Below are 13363 nucleotides of genomic sequence, written 5' to 3'. Positions count from 1 at the left end.
GTCACACAACGATCAGGAGACCTTTCGATGGCACGCATCACCCTGCGACAACTGCTGGACCACGCCGCCGAGCACGGCTACGGCGTGCCGGCATTCAACATCAACAACATGGAACAGGTGCTCGCGATCATGGACGCCGCACGCGCGGCCGATGCCCCGGTGATCCTGCAGGCCAGCCGCGGCGCCCGCAGCTACGCCAACGACACGATGCTGGCGAAGATGGTCGAAGCGGTCGAACTGATCTATCCGGAGATCCCCGTGTGCCTGCACCAGGACCACGGCAACGACGAGGCGACCTGCTTCTCGGCGATCCAGAACGGCTTCACCAGCGTGATGATGGACGGCTCGCTGGAAGCCGACGCCAAGACGCCGGCCAGCTACGACTACAACGTCGCGATCACACGCAAGGTCACGGAGACCGCGCATGCGGTCGGCGTCTCGGTCGAAGGCGAGCTCGGCTGCCTGGGCTCGCTGGAAACCGGTGAAGGCGACAAGGAGGACGGCCACGGCGCCGAGGGCAAGCTCTCGCACGACCAGCTGCTGACCGATCCGGATCAGGCCGTGGCCTTCGTGCAGGCGACCCAGGTGGACGCGCTGGCGATCGCGATGGGCACCTCGCACGGCGCCTACAAGTTCTCGCGCAAGCCCGACGGCGCGATCCTGGCGATGAACGTCGTGCGCAGCATCCACGAGAAGCTGCCGAACCTGCACATGGTCATGCACGGCTCCTCGTCGGTGCCGCAGGAGCTGCAGGAGGAGTTCAACCGCTGGGGCGGCGCGATGCCGCAGACCTGGGGCGTGCCGGTGGCCGAGATCCAGGAGGGCATCAAGTACGGCGTGCGCAAGGTCAACATCGACACCGACTGCCGCCTCGCGATGGCCGCCCAGTTCCGCAAGGTCGCACAGAACAGCAAGGCGGAGTTCGATCCGCGCAAGTTCCTCAAGCCGGCGATGGAGGCGATGCGCGATCTGTGCCGCCAGCGCTACGAGGAGTTCGGCACCGCCGGACAGGCCTCGAAGATCAAGGTCGTCGGTCTCGCGCAGATGGCCAAACGTTACCGCAGCGGCGTGCTCGCGCCACGAACGGCGATGACCGCTGCCGCCTGAACGCAATACCCGATTCGCATTGACGCAGGAGACGAAGATGAATGACGCAAACACTGCACTGACCGGAAAGGAACGCTACAAGTCCGGCGTGATCCCCTACAAGCAGATGGGCTACTGGCAGCCGGACTACCAGCCGCTCGACACCGACGTGATCGCCATGTTCCGCATCACGCCGCAGGCCGGTGTCGACGCCGAGGAAGCCGCCGCGGCGGTGGCCGGCGAATCGTCGACCGCGACATGGACCGTGGTCTGGACCGACCGCCTGACCGACTGCGAGCTGTACCGCGCCAAGGCCTACCGCGTCGACCCGGTGCCGAACACCGGCGAGGGCACCAGTACCGAAGCGCAGTACTTCGCCTACATCGCCTATGACCTCGACCTGTTCGAGCCCGGCTCGATCGCCAACCTGACGGCGTCGATTATCGGCAACGTGTTCGGCTTCAAGGCGGTCAAGGCGCTGCGCCTGGAAGACATGCGCATCCCGGTGGCCTACCTGAAGACCTTCCAGGGTCCGGCGACCGGCATCGTCGTGGAGCGCGAGCGCCTGGACAAGTTCGGCCGCCCGCTGCTCGGCGCGACGACCAAGCCGAAACTGGGACTGTCCGGCCGCAACTACGGCCGCGTGGTCTACGAGGCACTGAAAGGTGGACTCGATTTCGTCAAGGACGACGAGAACATCAACAGCCAGCCGTTCATGCACTGGCGCGACCGCTTCCTGTACTGCATGGAAGCGGTGAACCGCGCGCAGGCCGCCACCGGCGAGGTCAAGGGCCACTACCTCAACATCACCGCCGGCACGATGGAGGAGATGTACGAGCGCGCCGAGTTCGCCAAGGAGCTGGGCTCGTGCATCGTCATGATCGACCTCGTGATCGGCTACACGGCGATCCAGTCGATGGCCAAGTGGGCGCGCAGGAACGACATGATCCTGCACCTGCACCGTGCCGGAAACTCCACGTACTCGCGCCAGAAGAATCACGGCATGAACTTCCGCGTGATCTGCAAGTGGATGCGCATGGCCGGCGTCGACCACATCCACGCGGGCACCGTGGTCGGCAAGCTCGAAGGCGATCCGCTGATGATCAAGGGCTTCTACGACACCTTGCGCGAGACGCGCACCGAGCAGAGCCTGGAGCACGGCCTGTTCTTCGACCAGGACTGGGCGTCGCTGAACCGCGTGATGCCGGTGGCCTCCGGCGGCATCCACGCCGGGCAGATGCACCAGCTGCTGACCTATCTGGGCGAGGACGTGGTGCTGCAGTTCGGCGGCGGCACGATCGGTCATCCGATGGGCATCCAGGCCGGCGCCACCGCCAACCGCGTCGCGCTGGAAGCGATGGTGCTGGCGCGCAACGAGGGCCGCGACATCTGGAACGAGGGTCCGCAGATCCTCGAGAACGCGGCGAAGAGCTGCACGCCGCTGAAGGCTGCTCTCGACACCTGGAAGGACGTGAGCTTCAACTACGAATCCACCGATACCGCCGACTTCGTGCCGACGACGACGGTGAGCGCCTAGGAGATACGACGATGATGACCAACTACGGCAACCGCCTCACTCAGGGCCAGTTCTCGTTCCTGCCCGACCTGACCGACGAGCAGATCAAGGCGCAGGTGCAGTACGCGCTCGATCACGGCTGGGCGCTGGGCGTCGAGTACACCGACGATCCGCATCCGCGCAACACCTACTGGGAAATGTACGGCATGCCGATGTTCGATCTCGCCGACGCCGCCGGCGTGCTGATGGAGATCAACAACTGCCGCAAGACCTTTCCTAACCACTACGTGCGCGTGACCGCGTTCGACAGCACGCGCGGCGTCGAGTCGCTGCGCATGTCGTTCATCGTCAACCGTCCGGACGACGAGCCCGGCTTCAAGCTGGAGCGCCAGGAGCTGGCCGGCCGCCGCATCGCCTACACGACGCGCTCGTACGCGGCGCAGAAGCCGGAGGGCGAGCGGTACAGTTGATCCGCGCAGCCGTTCCCACGTCCCCTCTTCCTTCGCGGGGAGAGGGGACCGCATCGAGACCACCATGACCGACACCACCGATACCACCGTCGACCTGCAACGCGAGTTCGCCGAGACCGGCATCGGCGAAGTGCTCGACGAGCTCGACCGCGAGCTCGTCGGCCTGAAGCCGGTCAAGACGCGCATCCGCGAGATCGCCGCCCTGCTGCTGGTCGACCGCGTGCGCCAGCGCCTCGGTCTGGCGACGCAGCCGCCGACCCTGCACATGAGCTTTACCGGCAACCCCGGCACCGGCAAGACCACCGTGGCGCTGCGCATGGCCAACCTGCTGCACCGCCTCGGCCACATCCGCAAGGGCCATCTGGTATCCGTAACGCGCGACGATCTCGTCGGCCAGTACATCGGTCACACCGCGCCGAAGACGCGCGAGGTGCTGAAGAAGGCGATGGGCGGCGTGCTGTTCATCGACGAGGCCTACTATCTGTATCGCCCCGAGAACGAGCGCGACTACGGCCAGGAGGCGATCGAGATCCTGCTGCAGGTGATGGAGAACCAGCGCGACGACCTCGTCGTGATCCTCGCCGGCTACGCCGACCGCATGGACACGTTCTTCAAGGCCAATCCGGGCTTCCACTCGCGCATCGCGCATCACGTGGACTTTCCGGACTACGCGGACGAGGAACTGCTGGACATCGCCGACGTACTGCTCGGCGCACAGAACTACCGCTTCAGCGACGAGGCGCGCAAGGCGTTCTCCGATTACCTCGTCGCGCGCCGCCGCCAGCCGCACTTCGCCAATGCGCGTTCGGTGCGCAACGCACTCGACCGCGCGCGTCTGCGTCAGGCCAACCGCCTGTTCGAATCCGGCATGCCGCTCGACGCCGACCGGTTGATGACGCTGGAAGCGCCGGACATTCTCGCCAGCCGCGTATTCGCCGCGGCGGAAGGCTCGCCCGCATGAGCGGCGTCCTGATCGCCCCGTCGATCCTGTCCGCGGACTTCTCGCGCCTCGGCGAGGAAGTGCGCGACATCGACGCCGCCGGCGCCGACTGGATTCACGTCGACGTGATGGACGGCCACTTCGTGCCGAACCTGACGATCGGTCCCGACGTCGTGCGCGCGCTGCGCCCGCACAGCGCGAAGCCTTTCGACGTGCACCTGATGGTCGCGCCGGTCGACCCCTGGATCGAAGCCTTCGCCAAGGCGGGCGCCGACTGGATTTCCGTCCACACCGAGGCAGGCCCGCACGTCCACCGCAGCCTGCAGACCATCCGCGCGCTCGGCCGGAAGGCCGGACTCGTGCTCAACCCCGGCACACCGGCCGCAGCCGTCGAACCGTTGCTGGACGACATCGACCTCGTGCTGCTGATGTCGGTGAACCCCGGCTTCGGCGGCCAGTCCTTCATCCCGGCAACGCTTCACAAGATCGCCGCCGTGCGCCGCCTGATCGGCGACCGTGACATCCGCCTGCAGGTGGACGGCGGCGTCGGCCCGCAGAACATCGGCGCCGTCGTCGCCGCGGGTGCCGACGTGCTCGTCGCCGGCTCCGCGGCGTTCCGCAACGGCCGCGACGCCTATGCAGACAACATCTCAGCACTGCGCGCGGGGGTGCGATGAATCCCGGCTCCGGCGCCGTTGTTTTCGATCTCGACGGCACGCTGGTCGACAGCGTGGCCGACCTGCGCCTGTGCCTGAACCGCGCGCTCGCCGAGCTGCGGCTGCCGCCGCTGGGGCGCGCGCAGGTGACCGCGATGGTCGGCGACGGCGTGCGTACGCTGATGCAACGCGCGCTCGAAGCCCTCGGCGTTCCCACGCAGGGCGACTTTGGCGCGGCGGTGATCGACCGCCTGCTCGGACGCTTCATGCCGCTGTACGCCGCCGCGCCCTCCGTGCACACGCGTGCCTACGACGGCGTGCCGGAGACGCTGCGGCAGCTGGTCGCCGACGGCTGGTCATTGGCGGTCTGCACCAACAAGCCGCTGGCCCCGAGCCTCACGATCCTGCATGCGCTGGGACTGGACATCTTTTTTGATACGGTCGTCGGCGGCGATTCCACGCCGGCGCGCAAACCCGACCCGCGGCCGCTGCGCGCCGCCCTGGCGACGCTCGGCATCGACGCGGCGAACGCGGTGATGGTCGGCGACGGCCCGCACGACGCGCAGGCCGCCGGCGCCGCAGGCACCGCCTTCATCGGCGTGCGCTACGGCTACGGCTCCGACGCGCTCGCGGCAATGACGCTCGCGACACCGCCAGTCTCGCGCTTCGATGAAATTCCCGAACGCGTGAGGACACTGTGCGCCGTACCCGCATGACGCTGCGCGCGCTGATCTTCGACGTGGACGGCACCCTCGCGGAAACCGAGGAGGCGCATCGCAGCGCGTTCAATGCGGCGTTCGTCCAGGCCGGGCTCGACTGGTTCTGGAGCGTCTCGCTCTACACCGAACTGTTGCGCGTGACCGGCGGCAAGGAGCGCATCCGCGAGTACGCCCGACGCTGCGTGCCCGAATGGCTGCAACTGCCCGACGTGGACGCACGCATCCGCGCACTGCACGCGCGCAAGACCGCGCTCTATGCCGCCGCGGTCCGCGCCGGCGCCGTGCAGCTGCGTCCCGGTGTCCGCCGCCTGATCGACGAATGCCACGCGCGACGCGTGCGTATGGCCATCGCGACGACGACCAGCGAGGCCAACGTGCGCGAGCTGCTGGACGGCTGTCTCGGTGCCGATCCGTTCGACTGCATCGTCGCCGGCGACGCCGTTGCCGCGAAGAAGCCGGCGCCGGACGTCTACGTCGCCGTACTCAAGCGGCTCGACCTGAGCGCGAGCGCCTGCCTTGCCATCGAGGACAGTGCCGCCGGGCTCGCGGCGGCGCGCGGCGCGGGCATTGCCACGCTCGTCACACCCAGCGCCTACACGCGCGACCACGACTTCAATGGCGCCCTCGCCGTCGTGCCGTCGCTGGAACCCGACATCCATTTCGACGTCCTCGCCCGCTGGCACGCCGGCGGCACCTCTCCAGGAGCATTTCCCTCATGACCATCAAGGTCGGCATCAACGGATTCGGACGCATTGGACGCAACGTGCTGCGCGCGGCGGTGCAGAACTTCGGTCAGGACATCGAGATCGTGGGCATCAACGATCTGCTGGAGCCGGACTATCTGGCGTACATGCTCAAGTACGACTCCGTGCATGGCCGCTTCAAGGGTGACGTCTCGGTCGATGGCGGTACGCTGATCATCAACGGCAAGAAGATTCGCCTGACTCAGGAACGCGATCCGGCCAACCTGAAGTGGGACGCCGTGGGTGCCGACATCGTCATCGAATCCACCGGCCTGTTCCTCGACAAGGCGTCGGCCGAGAAGCACCTGGCCGCCGGCGCCAAGAAAGTCATCATGTCGGCGCCGTCGAAGGACGACACGCCGATGTTCGTCTACGGCGTCAACCACCAGACCTATGCCGGCCAGGCGATCGTCTCCAACGCCTCGTGCACGACCAACTGCCTCGCACCGCTGGCCAAGGTGCTGCACGACAAATGGGGCATCAAGCGTGGCCTGATGACCACCGTGCATGCCGCCACGGCGACGCAGAAGACCGTCGACGGTCCCAGCGCGAAGGACTGGCGCGGCGGCCGCGGCATCCTCGAAAACATCATCCCGTCGTCGACCGGTGCGGCCAAGGCTGTCGGCGTCGTGATTCCCGAGCTGAACAAGAAGCTCACCGGCATGTCGTTCCGCGTGCCGACGTCCGACGTCTCCGTCGTCGACCTGACCGCCGAACTCGAAAAGCCGGCGACCTACGACGAGATCAAGGCGGAAATGAAGGCGCAATCGGAAGGCGCGCTCAAGGGCATCCTCGGCTACACCGAGGACGCCGTCGTCGCCACCGACTTCATCGGCGACGCACGCACCTCGATCTTCGACGCCAACGCCGGCATCCAGCTCGACCCGACCTTCGTCAAGCTCGTGAGCTGGTACGACAACGAGTGGGGCTACTCCAACAAGTGCCTGGAGATGGTGCGGGTCGTTGCTCGCTGACGCGAACGCCACGGGAGTGGGGAATCGGGAATCGTAAAGGCGATGCCGATCCCCTGCCGGTCTCCGCTTTCGCCGTACCTTTGCTGCAACGATTCCCGATTCCCCATTCTCGATTCCCGGAGCGAACGACCGTGAGCATCCTCCGCATGTCCGACCTCGACCTCGCCGGCAAGCGCGTGTTGATCCGGCAGGACCTGAACGTGCCGATCGCGGGCGGCCGCATCACCTCGGATGCGCGCCTGCGCGCGTCGCTGCCGACGCTCAAGCTCGCATTGGAAAAGGGCGCGTCGGTGCTGGTCGTCTCGCACCTGGGCCGGCCCAAGGCCGGCAAGTTCGATCCCGGCCACTCGCTGACGCCGGTCGCCGGCTGGCTGTGCGAGCACCTGGGCCAGACCGTGCCGCTGATCAGCAACTGGATCGATGGCGTGCAGCTCGAACCGGGCCAGATCGCCCTCGGTGAAAACACCCGCTTTCTCAAGGGTGAGAAGGAAGACGACGAGGCGCTGGCGAAGAAGATGGCGGCGCTGTGCGACGTCTACGTGATGGACGCCTTCGGCACCGCGCACCGTGCCGAGTGCACCACCCATGGTGTCGGCAAGTACGCGCCGGTGGCCTGCGCCGGCCCGCTGCTCGCGGCGGAACTGGATGCGCTGGGCAAGGCGCTGGCGACGCCGAAGAAGCCGCTGGCCGTCATCGTCGGCGGCAGCAAGGTCTCGACCAAGCTCGATCTGCTGAACAACCTCGCCGACGTCGCCGACCTGCTGATCGTCGGCGGCGGCATCGCCAACACCTTCCTTGCCGCGACCGGCAAGCCGGTCGGCAAGTCGCTCTACGAGAAGGACATGCTCGATACGGCGCGCAACATCCTCGACAAGATCCGTGCGCGCGGCGGCGACATCCCGCTGCCGGTCGACGTGGTCGTGGCGCCGGAATTCTCAGCCGAGGCGCACGCGGAAACGCGCAAGGTCGACGAAGTCGAAGCCGACGAAATGATCCTCGACATCGGCCCGAAGACCGCCGCCATGCTCGCAGCCAGACTCAGGGACTGCGGCACCATCGTCTGGAACGGGCCCGTCGGGGTGTTCGAGTTCGACAGCTTTGCCCACGGGACGCGCGCGCTGGCGCAGGCCATCGCCGGAAGTCCCGCCTACTCCCTGGCCGGCGGCGGCGATACCCTCGCCGCCATCGACACGTTCGGCGTCGGCAGCCGTATCGGCTACATCTCCACCGGCGGCGGCGCCTTCCTCGAATTCCTCGAAGGCAGGACGCTGCCGGCCGTGGACATCCTCCAGCACCGCGCCGCCGCATGACCCGCCAGACCAAGATCGTCGCCACGCTGGGACCGGCTAGTGACGACCCCGCCGTCCTGCGGCGCATGCTGCTCGCCGGCGTCGATGTCGTGCGCCTGAACTTCTCGCACGGCCACGCCGACGACCACCATCGCCGTGCAGGCGCGGTACGTGCCGCCGCGGCAGAGATCGGACGCGACATCGGCATTCTCTGCGACCTGCAGGGACCGAAGATCCGCATCGCCGGCTTTGCCGACGGCGCGGTAGACCTCGCGGACGGCACGTCCTTCGCACTCGATCCGGCGTACGACGCACAGTCCGGCACGGCCTCCATCGTCGGCTGCGCCTATGCCGGACTGCCCGGCGATGTCGAGCGCGACGACACGCTGCTGCTCGACGATGGTGCGATCACCCTGCGTGTGGAACGCGTCGATGGCACGCGCATCCAGACCCGCGTGCTCAGTGGCGGCCGGCTGTCCAGCAACAAGGGCATCAACAAGCTCGGCGGCGGCCTGTCCGCGCCCGCACTGACGGACAAGGATCTCGCCGACATCCGCCATGCCGTGCGCATGGATGCCGATTTTCTCGCGGTCTCGTTCCCGCGCAGCGCCGACGACCTGCACGAAGTCCGGCGCCATATCGAGGCCGCCGGCGGACGCATGGCCATCGTCGCCAAGATCGAGCGCAGCGAAGCGCTGGCCGCGCTGCCCTCGATCATCGAGGCCAGCGACGCGGTGATGGTCGCACGCGGCGATCTCGGTGTGGAGATCGGCGACGCCGAACTGCCCGGCTGGCAGAAGCGCATCATCGCCGCCGCGCGCGAGCAGAACCGCATGGTCATCACCGCGACGCAGATGATGGAGTCGATGATCCAGCACCCGGCGCCGACGCGCGCGGAGGTGCTGGACGTGGCCAATGCGGTCATGGACGGGACGGACGCGGTGATGCTGTCCGCCGAGACCGCGACGGGACGCCATCCGGTCAAGGTCATCGAAGCGGTGTCCCGCGTCTGCACCGGCGCGGAGCGCAGCGCGCCGCCCACGCCGGCCGGCGGCGCGCGCCTTGCCGATGCGCATCACTTCCACCGCAGCGACGAGGCGATCGCCCGCGCCGCGGCATGGACGGCAACGCACATGCAGGCAGCCGCCATCATTGCGATCACCGAGTCCGGGCACACCGCATTGCTGATGTCGCGCGGCGATACCCGCATTCCGATTTTCGCACTGACGCCGCATGAACGGACGCGGCGCCGCATGACCCTGTGCCGAGGCGTCTGCCCGCTGGCCTTCGATCCGCCGCGGGACGGATCGCTGCGCCCGTCACAGGCGGCAGTGGATCAGTTGCGTCGCCTCGGACGACTGCAGTCCGGTCAGCGCGTCCTCGTCACGCATGGCGACCTTTCGTCACCGGGGGGCACCAACACGATGAAGATTCTTGACGGATGAAGATCAATTCCGCCATTTCGGCGTCTCTGAATCCATCGCGAAGACGCGATGGATTCAGACCCAAGGGGATCGATAAGAAGTCTGCCGGATTTTTATGATAATTATTGCCAGTTTTTTATTTATTAGTTTAAGCATCTATTGTTTAAAAATTTTTCATAAGCTTTTAGCCGCATTAATCGGAAAAACTAAATAGCATTGGAAACCATTTTTCAGCTTCTCATGGAGTTTTATTTTAACAATTCAAGTAAACGCATCCATTTATAGCTTGACAATAGGCGACACAATCCGCTGAAGCATAAGGATATGCACTTCCGGGATGAAATCGCCACTGGAGAGTATGCGCATGGATGCGGAAGTAAGTAGCAATAGCGACGACTCAGACTCGATGACACGTGAGGTCTCCAACGAAGCTCTCGCCTCGCCGGACCGCTTCCCTTCTACGCGGTTTCTCTGCGCACCGGTACCGCAATGCCGCGGACCGACCTACATCGACTCAGATCAACCTGATGGCAATCCTATAAATCCGGCAAGTGGTCGGCCGGATTGTTCAATGCGCTCCCGCGGCAACGCTCATCTACTACACGCCCCTCTACGAGCGCTGCCGAGCATCCAGGAGTGACCATCATGTCCAATCAGCATTCCGTTTCCGCTACTGAGCGACGCATCCTACGGCGCGCCGAAGTCGAAGCCAAGACGGGTTTCAAACGCGCACATATCTACAACCTCATGCAGCAGGGCAGGTTCCCCAAGGCACTTCGCCTCGGCGTGCGTGCCGTCGGCTGGGACTCCGCCGAGGTCGACCACTGGATCACCGAGCGCCTCAAAGAGCGTGCTTAACACCGCTCCACCACGAAGAAGGAGCGAGCCATGCAAGTCATTTCCGTCATTTCGACCAAGGGAGGCGTCGGTAAAACAACCATTGCCACCAACCTGGGCGGTTTCATCGCCGACGCGGGTCTACGCGTGCTGCTGCTAGACCTGGATACGCAGCCAACGCTGTCGTCGTACTACGAGATTGCCGACCGTGCCGCTGGTGGCATCTACGAGCTGTTGGCCTTCAACGAATCCGACTTGTCGCGGCTGGCCTCGCACACGGTCGTCGACGGCCTCGACGTCGTCTTGTCCAACGACGAGCACCGGCAACTGGGAACACTGCTGCTGCACGCTGCAGACGGACGTCTCCGGCTCCGCAACCTGTTGTCCATCTTTCGGCCGCACTACGACCTGGTGCTAATCGACACTCAGGGGGCTCGCAGCGTGCTGCTGGAGATGGCCATCCTTGCTTCTGATCAGGCCGTATCGCCGATCACTCCGGAGATCTTGGCCGCCCGCGAGCTGCGGCGCGGCACACTGCAGCTTGTAGACGACATCGCGCCCTACCGGCAACTGGGCATCCAGCCGCCGCCACTGCACCTGCTGATTAATCGTGTGCCCGCCATCTCCTCCAACGCCCGACTGATCCAGAAAACGCTGCGCCTGATCTTCCGTGACCACGCCCAGGTTCAGGTGTTGAGTTGCGAGGTTCCCGCGATCGAGGCTTTTCCACGAGCGGCGACACAGGGCCTGCCAGCCCATCGGGTCGAACATCGGCGCCCAACGGGTCGGCAGGCACCGTCTGCGCTGGAAATCGTGCGCGATCTCGCCATCGAACTCTGCCCCGAATGGCGGGAACAGCTTGCCCACGTCACCGGCAAGGCCTCTGGCTGGAGGCGGATCAATGTCGATCTCCCATGAGCTGTACCGTGGCCACAAGCGGCTGCTGCCGCTGATCGAGTTTGCCTTGTGCGATGGCTGTAAAGTCAGCCGTACGCGAGGAGGGCACCTGAAGTTCGCCAAGCCCGGCCTGCCGCCGATTTTCACCAGTTCAACGGCAAGCGATCATCACGCCAGCTTGAATGCCAAGGCGCAGTTGCGGCGAGCAGGAAGAAAGCGCACGGGAGGGCCGGATGGCTGACCTTACACCCGAGGACATAGCCGGCAAACTGATGGCCGGCAGATTCTTCCGCTCAGGTCCGATCGCTCAGGCGCTCAGCGACCCCATTGCTGACACTCCGATGGTGGTTACGCTCGATGAACTACGCCCATACGAGCTGGATCCTCGCCTGACGCGCAACCCCCTGTTCGACGATATCAAGGCGTCGATCCGCGAACGCGGCCTAGACGCACCGCCACCGATCACGCGGAGACCAGGGGCCGACCACTACATCATCCGCAACGGTGGCAATACGCGCCTGGCTATCCTGCGCGAGCTCTGGTCCGAAACGAAGGACGCACGCTTCTTCCGTATTCCCTGTCTATTCCGGCCCTGGCCCGAACGCGGAGAGATCATCGCGCTGACAGGCCATCTGGCGGAGAACGAACTGCACGGCGGGTTGACCTTCATCGAGCGTGCGCTCGGGGTCGAGAAGGCGCGTGAGCTGTACGAGCAGGAAACCGGAAGGTCCTTGTCTCAGTCCGAGCTGTCGCGTCGTCTCTCAGCCGATGGTTACCCGGTCCAGCAATCTCACATCAGCAGGATGCAGGACACTGTGCGTTACCTGCTACCGGCGATCCCGAGCGTACTCTACGGCGGCCTCGGCCGACACCAAGTCGAACGACTCTCCGTACTAAGGAAATCCAGCGAACTCGCATGGGAGAAGCGTACCGAGGGAAAGCAGGTCGGCGTCGACTTCGAAACGCTGTTCCACGACACCCTCGCCTCGTTCGATGCTCAACCCGAAACATTCTCCATCAGACGTGTCCAGGATGAGCTGATTGGCCAGATGTCAGAACTGTTGGACGCCGACTACAACACGCTCGAACTGGATATCGACAACATCGAACATCGCCAGCGCGTAGTCACCAGCCCGCCGCAGACGCCAGCCGAAATCCCGACGTCCAATGCTGCACCGGGGAGTGGCGCTACCAACCCCATCCCATTGGATCTGAAAGATGCTACCCCGTTGCATCCAGCTACCATCGGGACTGGCCCCGCGCACGCAACGGAATGGACGCCTCTTCCTGCTGAGCAGACTCGCAAACCGACTACGTCCGCGACTACCCTCACTGCTCCATCCATAACAACAGCTTCGGCCCACGATCACGACAAAGACCACCGTTTGCGGGGCCATGTCGTCTCGCCAGCAGCCAGCACTGATCGGCTGCAGGCCATCCAGCAGCTGGTCGCGGAGCATGTTGGAGAATCGTTGCCGGACTTCGCAGACAACGCGCTCCGTGCCATACCTGTTCAAGCTGGCGGCCTGTTTCCGATCACTGACGTCTGGTACATCGAACCCAGCCTGGATTCGCCTGACCGGCTGCGCATCCACATTGCACAGTTCGCTCGCGAAATCGCAGAGGAAGCCCAATTGGCCGACTGTGTCGAGCCGATCGAAACCGGCGTCGGCTTCGTCTGCACTACCCCACTGCAGCGTCCTGAACCAGCGTTCAGCAGAAGTGGACCCGCTTCGTGAGACAGCTTTCCCGGATTTATAAGTGATGCTCTGCCGGGTTATGCCGCCAGCTGTGCTGGCAGTGCGTTGAAGT

14 protein-coding genes are annotated in these 13363 nt (G+C 65.2%); all 14 read left to right on the top strand.

The features are described 5' to 3' along the window. Positions 1-27: 27 nt before the first annotated feature. The 14 genes from fba to C8D93_RS14915 all read left to right on the top strand — a co-directional run bounded on the left by fba (position 28) and on the right by C8D93_RS14915 (position 13290). Complete coding sequence (gene fba, locus C8D93_RS14980; protein WP_110266036.1) at positions 28-1107, top strand: class II fructose-bisphosphate aldolase; 1080 nt, start codon at positions 28-30, stop codon at positions 1105-1107. Positions 1108-1144: 37 nt separating this feature from the next. Continuing rightward, positions 1145-2623, top strand: coding sequence for a ribulose-bisphosphate carboxylase large subunit (locus C8D93_RS14975; protein ID WP_110266207.1), 1479 nt, complete (start codon positions 1145-1147; stop codon positions 2621-2623). A gap of 11 nt (positions 2624-2634) precedes the next feature. Further along, a complete protein-coding gene (locus C8D93_RS14970; protein ID WP_110266035.1) occupies positions 2635-3072 on the top strand; it encodes a ribulose bisphosphate carboxylase small subunit in 438 nt (145 codons plus the stop codon). Between the two features lie 64 nt (positions 3073-3136). Beyond that, complete coding sequence (gene cbbX / locus C8D93_RS14965) at positions 3137-4033, top strand: CbbX protein (protein WP_110266034.1); 897 nt, start codon at positions 3137-3139, stop codon at positions 4031-4033. Beyond that, on the top strand, positions 4030-4689 hold the full coding sequence (gene rpe / locus C8D93_RS14960; protein ID WP_110266033.1) for a ribulose-phosphate 3-epimerase: 660 nt from the start codon (positions 4030-4032) through the stop codon (positions 4687-4689). The genes cbbX and rpe overlap by 4 nt, the downstream gene beginning before the upstream one ends. Continuing rightward, on the top strand, positions 4686-5384 hold the full coding sequence (gph, locus tag C8D93_RS14955) for a phosphoglycolate phosphatase (RefSeq protein ID WP_110266032.1): 699 nt from the start codon (positions 4686-4688) through the stop codon (positions 5382-5384). The genes rpe and gph overlap by 4 nt, the downstream gene beginning before the upstream one ends. Beyond that, a complete protein-coding gene (locus C8D93_RS14950) occupies positions 5366-6106 on the top strand; it encodes an HAD-IA family hydrolase (RefSeq protein WP_211307366.1) in 741 nt (246 codons plus the stop codon). Before gph ends, C8D93_RS14950 begins: the two co-directional genes overlap by 19 nt. Continuing rightward, positions 6103-7104 carry a type I glyceraldehyde-3-phosphate dehydrogenase gene (gap, locus tag C8D93_RS14945; RefSeq protein WP_110266030.1) on the top strand — a complete coding sequence of 334 codons (1002 nt, stop codon included), beginning with the start codon at positions 6103-6105 and terminating at the stop codon, positions 7102-7104. The genes C8D93_RS14950 and gap overlap by 4 nt, the downstream gene beginning before the upstream one ends. A gap of 131 nt (positions 7105-7235) precedes the next feature. After that, on the top strand, positions 7236-8414 hold the full coding sequence (locus C8D93_RS14940) for a phosphoglycerate kinase (protein WP_110266029.1): 1179 nt from the start codon (positions 7236-7238) through the stop codon (positions 8412-8414). Then, positions 8411-9838: a pyruvate kinase gene (gene pyk / locus C8D93_RS14935; protein WP_110266028.1), complete on the top strand. Its 1428-nt coding sequence runs from the start codon at positions 8411-8413 to the stop codon at positions 9836-9838. Before C8D93_RS14940 ends, pyk begins: the two co-directional genes overlap by 4 nt. 624 nt (positions 9839-10462) lie before the next feature. Next, positions 10463-10675: an AlpA family transcriptional regulator gene (locus tag C8D93_RS14930; RefSeq protein WP_110266206.1), complete on the top strand. Its 213-nt coding sequence runs from the start codon at positions 10463-10465 to the stop codon at positions 10673-10675. Between the two features lie 30 nt (positions 10676-10705). After that, positions 10706-11572, top strand: coding sequence for a ParA family protein (locus C8D93_RS14925; RefSeq protein WP_110266027.1), 867 nt, complete (start codon positions 10706-10708; stop codon positions 11570-11572). Further along, positions 11556-11792, top strand: coding sequence for a type II toxin-antitoxin system HicA family toxin (locus C8D93_RS14920; RefSeq protein ID WP_110266026.1), 237 nt, complete (start codon positions 11556-11558; stop codon positions 11790-11792). Before C8D93_RS14925 ends, C8D93_RS14920 begins: the two co-directional genes overlap by 17 nt. Further along, positions 11785-13290 carry a ParB family protein gene (locus C8D93_RS14915; RefSeq protein WP_110266025.1) on the top strand — a complete coding sequence of 502 codons (1506 nt, stop codon included), beginning with the start codon at positions 11785-11787 and terminating at the stop codon, positions 13288-13290. The genes C8D93_RS14920 and C8D93_RS14915 overlap by 8 nt, the downstream gene beginning before the upstream one ends. The last annotated feature ends 73 nt before the right edge of the window (positions 13291-13363 follow it).

It is taken from the genome of Sinimarinibacterium flocculans (assembly GCF_003201205.1).
In the GTDB taxonomy this organism is placed as follows: domain Bacteria; phylum Pseudomonadota; class Gammaproteobacteria; order Nevskiales; family Nevskiaceae; genus Solimonas; species Solimonas flocculans.
The sequence above is the reverse complement of the archived record's forward strand: the minus strand, read 5'-3'. Positions and strand labels throughout refer to the sequence as shown.

What these genes read in the sequence shown, in the direction of transcription:
- fba (WP_110266036.1), top strand. Translation starts at nt 28, where the DNA reads ATGGCACGCATCACCCTGCGACAACTGCTGGACCACGCCGCCGAGCAC.
- C8D93_RS14975 (WP_110266207.1), top strand. Translation starts at nt 1,145, where the DNA reads ATGAATGACGCAAACACTGCACTGACCGGAAAGGAACGCTACAAGTCC.
- C8D93_RS14970 (WP_110266035.1), top strand. Translation starts at nt 2,635, where the DNA reads ATGATGACCAACTACGGCAACCGCCTCACTCAGGGCCAGTTCTCGTTC.
- cbbX (WP_110266034.1), top strand. Translation starts at nt 3,137, where the DNA reads ATGACCGACACCACCGATACCACCGTCGACCTGCAACGCGAGTTCGCC.
- rpe (WP_110266033.1), top strand. Translation starts at nt 4,030, where the DNA reads ATGAGCGGCGTCCTGATCGCCCCGTCGATCCTGTCCGCGGACTTCTCG.
- gph (WP_110266032.1), top strand. Translation starts at nt 4,686, where the DNA reads ATGAATCCCGGCTCCGGCGCCGTTGTTTTCGATCTCGACGGCACGCTG.
- gap (WP_110266030.1), top strand. Translation starts at nt 6,103, where the DNA reads ATGACCATCAAGGTCGGCATCAACGGATTCGGACGCATTGGACGCAAC.
- pyk (WP_110266028.1), top strand. Translation starts at nt 8,411, where the DNA reads ATGACCCGCCAGACCAAGATCGTCGCCACGCTGGGACCGGCTAGTGAC.
- C8D93_RS14930 (WP_110266206.1), top strand. Translation starts at nt 10,463, where the DNA reads ATGTCCAATCAGCATTCCGTTTCCGCTACTGAGCGACGCATCCTACGG.
- C8D93_RS14925 (WP_110266027.1), top strand. Translation starts at nt 10,706, where the DNA reads ATGCAAGTCATTTCCGTCATTTCGACCAAGGGAGGCGTCGGTAAAACA.
- C8D93_RS14920 (WP_110266026.1), top strand. Translation starts at nt 11,556, where the DNA reads ATGTCGATCTCCCATGAGCTGTACCGTGGCCACAAGCGGCTGCTGCCG.
- C8D93_RS14915 (WP_110266025.1), top strand. Translation starts at nt 11,785, where the DNA reads ATGGCTGACCTTACACCCGAGGACATAGCCGGCAAACTGATGGCCGGC.